The sequence below is a fragment of the Vibrio neptunius genome, assembly GCA_019339365.1.
In the GTDB taxonomy this organism is placed as follows: domain Bacteria; phylum Pseudomonadota; class Gammaproteobacteria; order Enterobacterales; family Vibrionaceae; genus Vibrio; species Vibrio neptunius.
In genome coordinates this window covers 609,752-626,224 of record CP079859.1, presented here as the reverse complement: position 1 = coordinate 626,224, position 16,473 = coordinate 609,752, and the positions used below count along the sequence as shown (strand labels likewise).

Sequence of the window (16,473 nt, the reverse complement as noted above, 5' to 3'; positions counted from 1 at the left end):
GTGTTGTATGGTTAAGCCTCACGGGCAATTAGTACAGGTTAGCTCAACGCCTCACAACGCTTACACACCCTGCCTATCAACGTTCTAGTCTCGAACAACCCTTTAGGACCCTCAAGGGGTCAGGGAAGACTCATCTCAGGGCTCGCTTCCCGCTTAGATGCTTTCAGCGGTTATCGATTCCGAACTTAGCTACCGGGCAATGCCATTGGCATGACAACCCGAACACCAGAGGTTCGTCCACTCCGGTCCTCTCGTACTAGGAGCAGCCCCCTTCAATCTTCCAACGCCCACGGCAGATAGGGACCGAACTGTCTCACGACGTTCTAAACCCAGCTCGCGTACCACTTTAAATGGCGAACAGCCATACCCTTGGGACCGACTTCAGCCCCAGGATGTGATGAGCCGACATCGAGGTGCCAAACACCGCCGTCGATATGAACTCTTGGGCGGTATCAGCCTGTTATCCCCGGAGTACCTTTTATCCGTTGAGCGATGGCCCTTCCATTCAGAACCACCGGATCACTATGACCTGCTTTCGCACCTGCTCGAATTGTCATTCTCGCAGTCAAGCGGGCTTATGCCATTGCACTAACCTCACGATGTCCAACCGTGATTAGCCCACCTTCGTGCTCCTCCGTTACTCTTTGGGAGGAGACCGCCCCAGTCAAACTACCCACCAGGCACTGTCCTCAACCCGGATAACGGGTCTAAGTTAGAACATCAACACTACAAGGGTGGTATTTCAAGGACGGCTCCACCGATACTGGCGTACCGGGTTCAAAGCCTCCCACCTATCCTACACATGTAGGGTCAATGTTCAGTGCCAAGCTGTAGTAAAGGTTCACGGGGTCTTTCCGTCTAGCCGCGGGTACACTGCATCTTCACAGCGATTTCAATTTCACTGAGTCTCGGGTGGAGACAGCGTGGCCATCATTACGCCATTCGTGCAGGTCGGAACTTACCCGACAAGGAATTTCGCTACCTTAGGACCGTTATAGTTACGGCCGCCGTTTACCGGGGCTTCGATCAAGAGCTTCGACTTACGTCTAACCCCATCAATTAACCTTCCGGCACCGGGCAGGCGTCACACCGTATACGTCATCTTACGATTTTGCACAGTGCTGTGTTTTTAATAAACAGTTGCAGCCACCTGGTATCTGCGACTCTCAATAGCTCCATCCGCGAGGGACTTCACCGTCAAGAGCGTACCTTCTCCCGAAGTTACGGTACCATTTTGCCTAGTTCCTTCACCCGAGTTCTCTCAAGCGCCTTGGTATTCTCTACCCGACCACCTGTGTCGGTTTGGGGTACGATTCCTTACAATCTGAAGCTTAGAGGCTTTTCCTGGAAGCATGGCATCAATGACTTCACATCCGTAGATGCTCGACATCGTGTCTCAGCCTTAGAGAGAGCCGGATTTACCTAACTCTCAAGCCTACGCACTTGAACCTGGACAACCGTCGCCAGGCCCACCTAGCCTTCTCCGTCCCCCCATCGCAATTGTAAGAAGTACGGGAATATTAACCCGTTTCCCATCGACTACGCCTTTCGGCCTCGCCTTAGGGGTCGACTTACCCTGCCCCGATTAACGTTGGACAGGAACCCTTGGTCTTCCGGCGAGGGGGTTTTTCACCCCCTTTATCGTTACTCATGTCAGCATTCGCACTTCTGATACCTCCAGCAAGCTTTACAACTCACCTTCAACGGCTTACAGAACGCTCCCCTACCCAATACATAAAATGCATTGCCGCAGCTTCGGTTTACAGCTTAGCCCCGTTACATCTTCCGCGCAGGCCGACTCGACTAGTGAGCTATTACGCTTTCTTTAAATGATGGCTGCTTCTAAGCCAACATCCTAGCTGTCTAAGCCTTCCCACATCGTTTCCCACTTAGCTGTAATTTGGGACCTTAGCTGGCGGTCTGGGTTGTTTCCCTCTCCACGACGGACGTTAGCACCCGCCGTGTGTCTCCCGGATAGTACTTACTGGTATTCGGAGTTTGCAAAGGGTTGGTAAGTCGGGATGACCCCCTAGCCTTAACAGTGCTCTACCCCCAGTAGTATTCGTCCGAGGCTCTACCTAAATAGATTTCGGGGAGAACCAGCTATCTCCAGGTTTGATTGGCCTTTCACCCCTAGCCACAAGTCATCCGCTAATTTTTCAACATTAGTCGGTTCGGTCCTCCAGTTGATGTTACTCAACCTTCAACCTGCCCATGGCTAGATCACCTGGTTTCGGGTCTATATCCAGCAACTCGACGCCCAGTTAAGACTCGATTTCTCTACGGCTCCCCTAGATGGTTAACCTTGCTACTGAATATAAGTCGCTGACCCATTATACAAAAGGTACGCAGTCACACCACGAAGGTGCTCCTACTGCTTGTACGTACACGGTTTCAGGTTCTATTTCACTCCCCTCACAGGGGTTCTTTTCGCCTTTCCCTCACGGTACTGGTTCACTATCGGTCAGTCAGTAGTATTTAGCCTTGGAGGATGGTCCCCCCATATTCAGACAGGATATCACGTGTCCCGCCCTACTCGATTTCACCTAAAATGCGCTGCCGGTTACGGGGCTATCACCCTGTATCGCAGACCTTTCCAGAACTTTCACCTGACGCATTAAAGGCTTAAGGGCTAATCCAATTTCGCTCGCCGCTACTTTCGGAATCTCGGTTGATTTCTTTTCCTCGGGGTACTTAGATGTTTCAGTTCCCCCGGTTCGCTTCATTACCCTATGTATTCAGATAATGATACCTGCTTATGCAGGTGGGTTTCCCCATTCGGAAATCCCAGACTCAAGTGGCTTTTACTGCCTAATCTGGGCTTATCGCAAGTTAATACGTCCTTCATCGCCTCTGACTGCCAAGGCATCCACCGTGTACGCTTAGTCACTTAACCATACAACCCCAAAGGGTCTTACAGTCAAACAACCAAAGTTGTCTGCAATTATTTAAACATGATGCAGACTCGATTTTGCCGGACTCAAATATAAACATCGCAAGGATGTTTCCAAGAACACTTGAATGTGTGTTGGTACCTAATGAACAAATCATTAGGATTTGAGAACTTTTCAATGAATAACAACGCATCTCATAGAGATGGGGATTGTTGTTATTCGTCAGCTTTCCAAATTGTTAAAGAGCATGTTTCTTCACAAGGAAGTTACATTTTCTAAAGACTTTCAGCGGCAAAAATCCAACCACGTACGTATTACTGAAGTGGTTTGGAAATCTGAATCCAAAAATACTTAGAGAATGGTGGGCGATACCGGGCTCGAACCAGTGACCCCCTGCTTGTAAGGCAGGTGCTCTCCCAACTGAGCTAATCGCCCACATAAGTTTTGATTCTTCGTGGAGAAGAATGGTGGGTCGTGCAGGATTCGAACCTGCGACCAATTGATTAAAAGTCAACTGCTCTACCAACTGAGCTAACGACCCAATGGTATCCCGTAGGGGAGTCGAACCCCTGTTACCGCCGTGAAAGGGCGGTGTCCTAGGCCTCTAGACGAACGGGACACTAAGTTGAAGATATTGGGATATCTTCGTTCTCTTAAACTACATAAACCATCAATCTGTGTGGACACTCATCGTGAGTAATCATCGTATAAGGAGGTGATCCAGCGCCAGGTTCCCCTAGCGCTACCTTGTTACGACTTCACCCCAGTCATGAACCACAAAGTGGTGAGCGTCCCCCCGAAGGTTAAACTACCCACTTCTTTTGCAGCCCACTCCCATGGTGTGACGGGCGGTGTGTACAAGGCCCGGGAACGTATTCACCGTGGCATTCTGATCCACGATTACTAGCGATTCCGACTTCATGGAGTCGAGTTGCAGACTCCAATCCGGACTACGACGCACTTTTTGGGATTCGCTCACTTTCGCAAGTTGGCTGCCCTCTGTATGCGCCATTGTAGCACGTGTGTAGCCCTACTCGTAAGGGCCATGATGACTTGACGTCGTCCCCACCTTCCTCCGGTTTATCACCGGCAGTCTCCCTGGAGTTCCCGACATTACTCGCTGGCAAACAAGGATAAGGGTTGCGCTCGTTGCGGGACTTAACCCAACATTTCACAACACGAGCTGACGACAGCCATGCAGCACCTGTCTCTCAGTTCCCGAAGGCACAAGACTGTCTCCAGTCTCTTCTGAGGATGTCAAGAGTAGGTAAGGTTCTTCGCGTTGCATCGAATTAAACCACATGCTCCACCGCTTGTGCGGGCCCCCGTCAATTCATTTGAGTTTTAATCTTGCGACCGTACTCCCCAGGCGGTCTACTTAACGCGTTAGCTCCGAAAGCCACGGCTCAAGGCCACAACCTCCAAGTAGACATCGTTTACGGCGTGGACTACCAGGGTATCTAATCCTGTTTGCTCCCCACGCTTTCGCATCTGAGTGTCAGTATCTGTCCAGGGGGCCGCCTTCGCCACCGGTATTCCTTCAGATCTCTACGCATTTCACCGCTACACCTGAAATTCTACCCCCCTCTACAGTACTCTAGTCTGCCAGTTTCAAATGCAATTCCGAGGTTGAGCCCCGGGCTTTCACATCTGACTTAACAAACCACCTGCATGCGCTTTACGCCCAGTAATTCCGATTAACGCTCGCACCCTCCGTATTACCGCGGCTGCTGGCACGGAGTTAGCCGGTGCTTCTTCTGCAGCTAACGTCAAACGAGGCCGCTATTAACGACACCACCTTCCTCACTGCTGAAAGTACTTTACAACCCGAAGGCCTTCTTCATACACGCGGCATGGCTGCATCAGGCTTGCGCCCATTGTGCAATATTCCCCACTGCTGCCTCCCGTAGGAGTCTGGACCGTGTCTCAGTTCCAGTGTGGCTGATCATCCTCTCAGACCAGCTAGGGATCGTCGCCTTGGTGAGCCATTACCTCACCAACTAGCTAATCCCACCTGGGCATATCCTGACGCGAGAGGCCCGAAGGTCCCCCTCTTTGAGCCGAAGCTATTATGCGGTATTAGCCATCGTTTCCAATGGTTATCCCCCACATCAGGGCAATTTCCCAGGCATTACTCACCCGTCCGCCGCTCGACGCCGTTATCTCCACCCGAAGGCTTTGATAACTCGTTTCCGCTCGACTTGCATGTGTTAGGCCTGCCGCCAGCGTTCAATCTGAGCCATGATCAAACTCTTCAATTTAAGATTTTGTCGGCTCAATGAATACTGAACATTGCTTTGCTAAGTAAATAGCATAAGTAATGTTTGAATTGACTGTGCTGAATCCGAAGATTCAATGGTCACTTCGTATCATTGAAACCTAATTTGATACCGAGGTATCTAATTGGATTATCATCAACGAGTGCCCACACAGATTGATAGGTTTATATTGTTAAAGAGCTGTGCTTTCAGTGCCTTAGCACCTAAGCAGGACGCGTATATTACGCGACTGACTGTTTAAGTCAACATAAAACTCTAAACTTTTTTAGAATCTTATGGTGACTTGCTTAGTAAATAAGCAAAGTCGAAATTAAAGCCTGGCGATGTCCTACTCTCACATGGGGAAGCCCCACACTACCATCGGCGCTATTGCGTTTCACTTCTGAGTTCGGCATGGAATCAGGTGGGTCCACAACGCTATGGTCGCCAAGCAAATTCTTTAATTCGGAAAGCTGTTTTCTCTTATACTAAGAGCGTGTTCTCTACACATTCAATCTGTTCTTGCTTTGAGTCCATCAAAACCCTTTGGGTGTTGTATGGTTAAGCCTCACGGGCAATTAGTACAGGTTAGCTCAACGCCTCACAACGCTTACACACCCTGCCTATCAACGTTCTAGTCTCGAACAACCCTTTAGGACCCTCAAGGGGTCAGGGAAGACTCATCTCAGGGCTCGCTTCCCGCTTAGATGCTTTCAGCGGTTATCGATTCCGAACTTAGCTACCGGGCAATGCCATTGGCATGACAACCCGAACACCAGAGGTTCGTCCACTCCGGTCCTCTCGTACTAGGAGCAGCCCCCTTCAATCTTCCAACGCCCACGGCAGATAGGGACCGAACTGTCTCACGACGTTCTAAACCCAGCTCGCGTACCACTTTAAATGGCGAACAGCCATACCCTTGGGACCGACTTCAGCCCCAGGATGTGATGAGCCGACATCGAGGTGCCAAACACCGCCGTCGATATGAACTCTTGGGCGGTATCAGCCTGTTATCCCCGGAGTACCTTTTATCCGTTGAGCGATGGCCCTTCCATTCAGAACCACCGGATCACTATGACCTGCTTTCGCACCTGCTCGAATTGTCATTCTCGCAGTCAAGCGGGCTTATGCCATTGCACTAACCTCACGATGTCCAACCGTGATTAGCCCACCTTCGTGCTCCTCCGTTACTCTTTGGGAGGAGACCGCCCCAGTCAAACTACCCACCAGGCACTGTCCTCAACCCGGATAACGGGTCTAAGTTAGAACATCAACACTACAAGGGTGGTATTTCAAGGACGGCTCCACCGATACTGGCGTACCGGGTTCAAAGCCTCCCACCTATCCTACACATGTAGGGTCAATGTTCAGTGCCAAGCTGTAGTAAAGGTTCACGGGGTCTTTCCGTCTAGCCGCGGGTACACTGCATCTTCACAGCGATTTCAATTTCACTGAGTCTCGGGTGGAGACAGCGTGGCCATCATTACGCCATTCGTGCAGGTCGGAACTTACCCGACAAGGAATTTCGCTACCTTAGGACCGTTATAGTTACGGCCGCCGTTTACCGGGGCTTCGATCAAGAGCTTCGACTTACGTCTAACCCCATCAATTAACCTTCCGGCACCGGGCAGGCGTCACACCGTATACGTCATCTTACGATTTTGCACAGTGCTGTGTTTTTAATAAACAGTTGCAGCCACCTGGTATCTGCGACTCTCAATAGCTCCATCCGCAAGGGACTTCACCGTCAAGAGCGTACCTTCTCCCGAAGTTACGGTACCATTTTGCCTAGTTCCTTCACCCGAGTTCTCTCAAGCGCCTTGGTATTCTCTACCCGACCACCTGTGTCGGTTTGGGGTACGATTCCTTACAATCTGAAGCTTAGAGGCTTTTCCTGGAAGCATGGCATCAATGACTTCACACCCGTAGGTGCTCGACATCGTGTCTCAGCCTTAGAGAGAGCCGGATTTACCTAACTCTCAAGCCTACGCACTTGAACCTGGACAACCGTCGCCAGGCCCACCTAGCCTTCTCCGTCCCCCCATCGCAATTGTAAGAAGTACGGGAATATTAACCCGTTTCCCATCGACTACGCCTTTCGGCCTCGCCTTAGGGGTCGACTTACCCTGCCCCGATTAACGTTGGACAGGAACCCTTGGTCTTCCGGCGAGGAGGTTTTTCACCCCCTTTATCGTTACTCATGTCAGCATTCGCACTTCTGATACCTCCAGCAAGCTTTACAACTCACCTTCAACGGCTTACAGAACGCTCCCCTACCCAATACATAAAATGCATTGCCGCAGCTTCGGTTTACAGCTTAGCCCCGTTACATCTTCCGCGCAGGCCGACTCGACTAGTGAGCTATTACGCTTTCTTTAAATGATGGCTGCTTCTAAGCCAACATCCTAGCTGTCTAAGCCTTCCCACATCGTTTCCCACTTAGCTGTAATTTGGGACCTTAGCTGGCGGTCTGGGTTGTTTCCCTCTCCACGACGGACGTTAGCACCCGCCGTGTGTCTCCCGGATAGTACTTACTGGTATTCGGAGTTTGCAAAGGGTTGGTAAGTCGGGATGACCCCCTAGCCTTAACAGTGCTCTACCCCCAGTAGTATTCGTCCGAGGCTCTACCTAAATAGATTTCGGGGAGAACCAGCTATCTCCAGGTTTGATTGGCCTTTCACCCCTAGCCACAAGTCATCCGCTAATTTTTCAACATTAGTCGGTTCGGTCCTCCAGTTGATGTTACTCAACCTTCAACCTGCCCATGGCTAGATCACCTGGTTTCGGGTCTATATCCAGCAACTCGACGCCCAGTTAAGACTCGATTTCTCTACGGCTCCCCTAGATGGTTAACCTTGCTACTGAATATAAGTCGCTGACCCATTATACAAAAGGTACGCAGTCACACCACGAGGGTGCTCCTACTGCTTGTACGTACACGGTTTCAGGTTCTATTTCACTCCCCTCACAGGGGTTCTTTTCGCCTTTCCCTCACGGTACTGGTTCACTATCGGTCAGTCAGTAGTATTTAGCCTTGGAGGATGGTCCCCCCATATTCAGACAGGATATCACGTGTCCCGCCCTACTCGATTTCACCTAAAATGCGCTGCCGGTTACGGGGCTATCACCCTGTATCGCAGACCTTTCCAGAACTTTCACCTGACGCATTAAAGGCTTAAGGGCTAATCCAATTTCGCTCGCCGCTACTTTCGGAATCTCGGTTGATTTCTTTTCCTCGGGGTACTTAGATGTTTCAGTTCCCCCGGTTCGCTTCATTACCCTATGTATTCAGATAATGATACCTGCTTATGCAGGTGGGTTTCCCCATTCGGAAATCCCAGACTCAAGTGGCTTTTACTGCCTAATCTGGGCTTATCGCAAGTTAATACGTCCTTCATCGCCTCTGACTGCCAAGGCATCCACCGTGTACGCTTAGTCACTTAACCATACAACCCCAAAGGGTCTTACAGTCAAACAACCAAAGTTGTCTGCAATTATTTAAACATGATGCAGACTCGATTTTGCCGGACTCAAATATAAACATCGCAAGGATGTTTCCAAGAACACTTGAATGTGTGTTGGTACCTAATGAACAAATCATTAGGATTTGAGAACTTTTCAATGAATAACAACGCATCTCATAGAGATGGGGATTGTTGTTATTCGTCAGCTTTCCAAATTGTTAAAGAGCTAGCTTTCTTTGCTAATAAATAGCTGATGAAAACCATTTTTAAGAACACTTAAGACTTTTTCTTTAAAAAGAAATGCGCTTAAAGATGGTGGAGCTAAGCAGGATCGAACTGCTGACCTCCTGCGTGCAAGGCAGGCGCTCTCCCAGCTGAGCTATAGCCCCATCAGGTGTTGATACTGTGTGCCAATTCTTCTGGGAGGAAGATTGGTGGGTCTGAGTGGACTTGAACCACCGACCTCTCGCTTATCAGGCGAACGCTCTAACCACCTGAGCTACAGACCCAGTATCGTCTCTTAACGTGTATAAACGTATCAATCTGTGTGGACACTCATCGTGAGTAATCATCGTATAAGGAGGTGATCCAGCGCCAGGTTCCCCTAGCGCTACCTTGTTACGACTTCACCCCAGTCATGAACCACAAAGTGGTGAGCGTCCCCCCGAAGGTTAAACTACCCACTTCTTTTGCAGCCCACTCCCATGGTGTGACGGGCGGTGTGTACAAGGCCCGGGAACGTATTCACCGTGGCATTCTGATCCACGATTACTAGCGATTCCGACTTCATGGAGTCGAGTTGCAGACTCCAATCCGGACTACGACGCACTTTTTGGGATTCGCTCACTTTCGCAAGTTGGCTGCCCTCTGTATGCGCCATTGTAGCACGTGTGTAGCCCTACTCGTAAGGGCCATGATGACTTGACGTCGTCCCCACCTTCCTCCGGTTTATCACCGGCAGTCTCCCTGGAGTTCCCGACATTACTCGCTGGCAAACAAGGATAAGGGTTGCGCTCGTTGCGGGACTTAACCCAACATTTCACAACACGAGCTGACGACAGCCATGCAGCACCTGTCTCTCAGTTCCCGAAGGCACAAGACTGTCTCCAGTCTCTTCTGAGGATGTCAAGAGTAGGTAAGGTTCTTCGCGTTGCATCGAATTAAACCACATGCTCCACCGCTTGTGCGGGCCCCCGTCAATTCATTTGAGTTTTAATCTTGCGACCGTACTCCCCAGGCGGTCTACTTAACGCGTTAGCTCCGAAAGCCACGGCTCAAGGCCACAACCTCCAAGTAGACATCGTTTACGGCGTGGACTACCAGGGTATCTAATCCTGTTTGCTCCCCACGCTTTCGCATCTGAGTGTCAGTATCTGTCCAGGGGGCCGCCTTCGCCACCGGTATTCCTTCAGATCTCTACGCATTTCACCGCTACACCTGAAATTCTACCCCCTCTACAGTACTCTAGTCTGCCAGTTTCAAATGCAATTCCGAGGTTGAGCCCCGGGCTTTCACATCTGACTTAACAAACCACCTGCATGCGCTTTACGCCCAGTAATTCCGATTAACGCTCGCACCCTCCGTATTACCGCGGCTGCTGGCACGGAGTTAGCCGGTGCTTCTTCTGCAGCTAACGTCAAATGATGCCGCTATTAACGACACCACCTTCCTCACTGCTGAAAGTACTTTACAACCCGAAGGCCTTCTTCATACACGCGGCATGGCTGCATCAGGCTTGCGCCCATTGTGCAATATTCCCCACTGCTGCCTCCCGTAGGAGTCTGGACCGTGTCTCAGTTCCAGTGTGGCTGATCATCCTCTCAGACCAGCTAGGGATCGTCGCCTTGGTGAGCCATTACCTCACCAACTAGCTAATCCCACCTGGGCATATCCTGACGCGAGAGGCCCGAAGGTCCCCCTCTTTGAGCCGAAGCTATTATGCGGTATTAGCCATCGTTTCCAATGGTTATCCCCCACATCAGGGCAATTTCCCAGGCATTACTCACCCGTCCGCCGCTCGACGCCGTTATCTCCACCCGAAGGCTTTGATAACTCGTTTCCGCTCGACTTGCATGTGTTAGGCCTGCCGCCAGCGTTCAATCTGAGCCATGATCAAACTCTTCAATTTAAGATTTTGTCGGCTCAATGAATACTGAACATTGCTTTGCTAAGTAAATAGCATAAGTAATGTTTGAATTGACTGTGCTGAATCCGAAGATTCAATGGTCACTTCGTATCATTGAAACCTAATTTGATACCGAGGTATCTAATTGGATTATCATCAACGAGTGCCCACACAGATTGATAGGTTTATATTGTTAAAGAGCTGTGCTTTCAGTGCCTTAGCACCTAAGCAGGACGCGTATATTACGCGACTGACTGTTTAAGTCAACATAAAACTCTAAACTTTTTTAGAATCTTATGGTGACTTGCTTAGTAAATAAGCAAAGTCGAAATTAAAGCCTGGCGATGTCCTACTCTCACATGGGGAAGCCCCACACTACCATCGGCGCTATTGCGTTTCACTTCTGAGTTCGGCATGGAATCAGGTGGGTCCACAACGCTATGGTCGCCAAGCAAATTCTTTAATTCGGAAAGCTGTTTTCTCTTATACTAAGAGCGTGTTCTCTACACATTCAATCTGTTCTTGCTTTGAGTCCATCAAAACCCTTTGGGTGTTGTATGGTTAAGCCTCACGGGCAATTAGTACAGGTTAGCTCAACGCCTCACAACGCTTACACACCCTGCCTATCAACGTTCTAGTCTCGAACAACCCTTTAGGACCCTCAAGGGGTCAGGGAAGACTCATCTCAGGGCTCGCTTCCCGCTTAGATGCTTTCAGCGGTTATCGATTCCGAACTTAGCTACCGGGCAATGCCATTGGCATGACAACCCGAACACCAGAGGTTCGTCCACTCCGGTCCTCTCGTACTAGGAGCAGCCCCCTTCAATCTTCCAACGCCCACGGCAGATAGGGACCGAACTGTCTCACGACGTTCTAAACCCAGCTCGCGTACCACTTTAAATGGCGAACAGCCATACCCTTGGGACCGACTTCAGCCCCAGGATGTGATGAGCCGACATCGAGGTGCCAAACACCGCCGTCGATATGAACTCTTGGGCGGTATCAGCCTGTTATCCCCGGAGTACCTTTTATCCGTTGAGCGATGGCCCTTCCATTCAGAACCACCGGATCACTATGACCTGCTTTCGCACCTGCTCGAATTGTCATTCTCGCAGTCAAGCGGGCTTATGCCATTGCACTAACCTCACGATGTCCAACCGTGATTAGCCCACCTTCGTGCTCCTCCGTTACTCTTTGGGAGGAGACCGCCCCAGTCAAACTACCCACCAGGCACTGTCCTCAACCCGGATAACGGGTCTAAGTTAGAACATCAACACTACAAGGGTGGTATTTCAAGGACGGCTCCACCGATACTGGCGTACCGGGTTCAAAGCCTCCCACCTATCCTACACATGTAGGGTCAATGTTCAGTGCCAAGCTGTAGTAAAGGTTCACGGGGTCTTTCCGTCTAGCCGCGGGTACACTGCATCTTCACAGCGATTTCAATTTCACTGAGTCTCGGGTGGAGACAGCGTGGCCATCATTACGCCATTCGTGCAGGTCGGAACTTACCCGACAAGGAATTTCGCTACCTTAGGACCGTTATAGTTACGGCCGCCGTTTACCGGGGCTTCGATCAAGAGCTTCGACTTACGTCTAACCCCATCAATTAACCTTCCGGCACCGGGCAGGCGTCACACCGTATACGTCATCTTACGATTTTGCACAGTGCTGTGTTTTTAATAAACAGTTGCAGCCACCTGGTATCTGCGACTCTCAATAGCTCCATCCGCAAGGGACTTCACCGTCAAGAGCGTACCTTCTCCCGAAGTTACGGTACCATTTTGCCTAGTTCCTTCACCCGAGTTCTCTCAAGCGCCTTGGTATTCTCTACCCGACCACCTGTGTCGGTTTGGGGTACGATTCCTTACAATCTGAAGCTTAGAGGCTTTTCCTGGAAGCATGGCATCAATGACTTCACACCCGTAGGTGCTCGACATCGTGTCTCAGCCTTAGAGAGAGCCGGATTTACCTAACTCTCAAGCCTACGCACTTGAACCTGGACAACCGTCGCCAGGCCCACCTAGCCTTCTCCGTCCCCCCATCGCAATTGTAAGAAGTACGGGAATATTAACCCGTTTCCCATCGACTACGCCTTTCGGCCTCGCCTTAGGGGTCGACTTACCCTGCCCCGATTAACGTTGGACAGGAACCCTTGGTCTTCCGGCGAGGAGGTTTTTCACCCCCTTTATCGTTACTCATGTCAGCATTCGCACTTCTGATACCTCCAGCAAGCTTTACAACTCACCTTCAACGGCTTACAGAACGCTCCCCTACCCAATACATAAAATGCATTGCCGCAGCTTCGGTTTACAGCTTAGCCCCGTTACATCTTCCGCGCAGGCCGACTCGACTAGTGAGCTATTACGCTTTCTTTAAATGATGGCTGCTTCTAAGCCAACATCCTAGCTGTCTAAGCCTTCCCACATCGTTTCCCACTTAGCTGTAATTTGGGACCTTAGCTGGCGGTCTGGGTTGTTTCCCTCTCCACGACGGACGTTAGCACCCGCCGTGTGTCTCCCGGATAGTACTTACTGGTATTCGGAGTTTGCAAAGGGTTGGTAAGTCGGGATGACCCCCTAGCCTTAACAGTGCTCTACCCCCAGTAGTATTCGTCCGAGGCTCTACCTAAATAGATTTCGGGGAGAACCAGCTATCTCCAGGTTTGATTGGCCTTTCACCCCTAGCCACAAGTCATCCGCTAATTTTTCAACATTAGTCGGTTCGGTCCTCCAGTTGATGTTACTCAACCTTCAACCTGCCCATGGCTAGATCACCTGGTTTCGGGTCTATATCCAGCAACTCGACGCCCAGTTAAGACTCGATTTCTCTACGGCTCCCCTAGATGGTTAACCTTGCTACTGAATATAAGTCGCTGACCCATTATACAAAAGGTACGCAGTCACACCACGAGGGTGCTCCTACTGCTTGTACGTACACGGTTTCAGGTTCTATTTCACTCCCCTCACAGGGGTTCTTTTCGCCTTTCCCTCACGGTACTGGTTCACTATCGGTCAGTCAGTAGTATTTAGCCTTGGAGGATGGTCCCCCCATATTCAGACAGGATATCACGTGTCCCGCCCTACTCGATTTCACCTAAAATGCGCTGCCGGTTACGGGGCTATCACCCTGTATCGCAGACCTTTCCAGAACTTTCACCTGACGCATTAAAGGCTTAAGGGCTAATCCAATTTCGCTCGCCGCTACTTTCGGAATCTCGGTTGATTTCTTTTCCTCGGGGTACTTAGATGTTTCAGTTCCCCCGGTTCGCCTCATTACCCTATGTATTCAGATAATGATACCTGCTTATGCAGGTGGGTTTCCCCATTCGGAAATCCCAGACTCAAATGGCTTTTACTGCCTAATCTGGGCTTATCGCAAGTTAATACGTCCTTCATCGCCTCTGACTGCCAAGGCATCCACCGTGTACGCTTAGTCACTTAACCATACAACCCCAAAGGGTCTTACAGTCAAACAACCAAAGTTGTCTGCAATTATTTAAACATGATGCAGACTCGATTTTGCCGGACTCAAATATAAAAACATCACAAGGATGTTTCCAAGAACACTTGAATGTGTGTTGGTACCTAAATCTCTCTTTATTTAGAGAAAGTTAGGATTTGAGAACTTTTCAATGAATAACAACGCATCTCATAGAGATGGGGATTGTTGTTATTCGTCAGCTTTCCAAATTGTTAAAGAGCAATCATAGCTCGAAGCTTACGCTTCAAAACCATCAATCTGTGTGGACACTCATCGTGAGTAATCATCGTATAAGGAGGTGATCCAGCGCCAGGTTCCCCTAGCGCTACCTTGTTACGACTTCACCCCAGTCATGAACCACAAAGTGGTGAGCGTCCCCCCGAAGGTTAAACTACCCACTTCTTTTGCAGCCCACTCCCATGGTGTGACGGGCGGTGTGTACAAGGCCCGGGAACGTATTCACCGTGGCATTCTGATCCACGATTACTAGCGATTCCGACTTCATGGAGTCGAGTTGCAGACTCCAATCCGGACTACGACGCACTTTTTGGGATTCGCTCACTTTCGCAAGTTGGCTGCCCTCTGTATGCGCCATTGTAGCACGTGTGTAGCCCTACTCGTAAGGGCCATGATGACTTGACGTCGTCCCCACCTTCCTCCGGTTTATCACCGGCAGTCTCCCTGGAGTTCCCGACATTACTCGCTGGCAAACAAGGATAAGGGTTGCGCTCGTTGCGGGACTTAACCCAACATTTCACAACACGAGCTGACGACAGCCATGCAGCACCTGTCTCTCAGTTCCCGAAGGCACAAGACTGTCTCCAGTCTCTTCTGAGGATGTCAAGAGTAGGTAAGGTTCTTCGCGTTGCATCGAATTAAACCACATGCTCCACCGCTTGTGCGGGCCCCCGTCAATTCATTTGAGTTTTAATCTTGCGACCGTACTCCCCAGGCGGTCTACTTAACGCGTTAGCTCCGAAAGCCACGGCTCAAGGCCACAACCTCCAAGTAGACATCGTTTACGGCGTGGACTACCAGGGTATCTAATCCTGTTTGCTCCCCACGCTTTCGCATCTGAGTGTCAGTATCTGTCCAGGGGGCCGCCTTCGCCACCGGTATTCCTTCAGATCTCTACGCATTTCACCGCTACACCTGAAATTCTACCCCCCTCTACAGTACTCTAGTCTGCCAGTTTCAAATGCAATTCCGAGGTTGAGCCCCGGGCTTTCACATCTGACTTAACAAACCACCTGCATGCGCTTTACGCCCAGTAATTCCGATTAACGCTCGCACCCTCCGTATTACCGCGGCTGCTGGCACGGAGTTAGCCGGTGCTTCTTCTGCAGCTAACGTCAAATGATGCCGCTATTAACGACAACACCTTCCTCACTACTGAAAGTACTTTACAACCCGAAGGCCTTCTTCATACACGCGGCATGGCTGCATCAGGCTTGCGCCCATTGTGCAATATTCCCCACTGCTGCCTCCCGTAGGAGTCTGGACCGTGTCTCAGTTCCAGTGTGGCTGATCATCCTCTCAGACCAGCTAGGGATCGTCGCCTTGGTGAGCCATTACCTCACCAACTAGCTAATCCCACCTGGGCATATCCTGACGCGAGAGGCCCGAAGGTCCCCCTCTTTGAGCCGAAGCTATTATGCGGTATTAGCCATCGTTTCCAATGGTTATCCCCCACATCAGGGCAATTTCCCAGGCATTACTCACCCGTCCGCCGCTCGACGCCGTTAACTCCACCCGAAGGCTTTGATAACTCGTTTCCGCTCGACTTGCATGTGTTAGGCCTGCCGCCAGCGTTCAATCTGAGCCATGATCAAACTCTTCAATTTAAGATTTTGTCGGCTCAATGAATACTGACTTCAAAACTACTGTGTAATTTTAAAGCTATTATCGTTCCAACAGAACGATAATGAATTGACTGTGCCAAGACTAAGTTTCCTTTTACAAAGAAAGCTAATCTCGATAGGTCACTTCGTTTCATTGAAACCTAATTTGAAGCCGAAGCTTCTAATTGGATTATCATCAACGAGTGCCCACACAGATTGATAGGTTTATATTGTTAAAGAGCTTTTTCTAACTTCCGTTGCGCTCAGCGCCGCGTCGTTAGGGGTGCGTATCTTACGCTTCCCAACTTTAGAGTCAAGAGTTTTTTCAAACTTTATCTTCTCTTGTTTCAACTCGGTGTGTGATGCTTGTCTCACTCCGTGTCGGTGAGGCGGCATTATAGGGAGCTT

The 16,473-nt window shown here is 50.1% G+C and carries 5 tRNA genes and 8 rRNA genes; all 13 read right to left on the bottom strand.

Features of this window, described 5'->3' with window-relative positions:
* Positions 1–7: 7 nt before the first annotated feature.
* Positions 8–2,896 (bottom strand): 23S ribosomal RNA (locus KW548_03000).
* 357 nt (positions 2,897–3,253) lie between these two features.
* Positions 3,254–3,329 (bottom strand) — tRNA-Val (locus KW548_02995).
* Between the two features lie 30 nt (positions 3,330–3,359).
* A tRNA-Lys gene (locus tag KW548_02990) sits at positions 3,360–3,435 on the bottom strand.
* 2 nt (positions 3,436–3,437) lie between these two features.
* Positions 3,438–3,513: transfer RNA gene (locus KW548_02985), tRNA-Glu, on the bottom strand.
* A gap of 89 nt (positions 3,514–3,602) precedes the next feature.
* Positions 3,603–5,155, bottom strand: a 16S ribosomal RNA gene (locus tag KW548_02980).
* A 333-nt stretch (positions 5,156–5,488) separates the two neighbouring features.
* Positions 5,489–5,604, bottom strand: a 5S ribosomal RNA gene (rrf, locus tag KW548_02975).
* Between the two features lie 105 nt (positions 5,605–5,709).
* Positions 5,710–8,598: ribosomal RNA gene (locus tag KW548_02970) — 23S ribosomal RNA — on the bottom strand.
* A gap of 331 nt (positions 8,599–8,929) precedes the next feature.
* Positions 8,930–9,005, bottom strand: a tRNA-Ala gene (locus KW548_02965).
* Positions 9,006–9,048: 43 nt separating this feature from the next.
* Positions 9,049–9,125 (bottom strand) — tRNA-Ile (locus KW548_02960).
* Between the two features lie 67 nt (positions 9,126–9,192).
* Positions 9,193–10,744: ribosomal RNA gene (locus KW548_02955) — 16S ribosomal RNA — on the bottom strand.
* A gap of 333 nt (positions 10,745–11,077) precedes the next feature.
* Positions 11,078–11,193: ribosomal RNA gene (gene rrf, locus KW548_02950) — 5S ribosomal RNA — on the bottom strand.
* A gap of 105 nt (positions 11,194–11,298) precedes the next feature.
* A 23S ribosomal RNA gene (locus KW548_02945) occupies positions 11,299–14,187 on the bottom strand.
* A gap of 328 nt (positions 14,188–14,515) precedes the next feature.
* A 16S ribosomal RNA gene (locus KW548_02940) occupies positions 14,516–16,068 on the bottom strand.
* The 16S, 23S and 5S rRNA genes sit together here with 5 tRNA genes alongside, the layout of an rRNA operon.
* Positions 16,069–16,473: the final 405 nt, after the last annotated feature.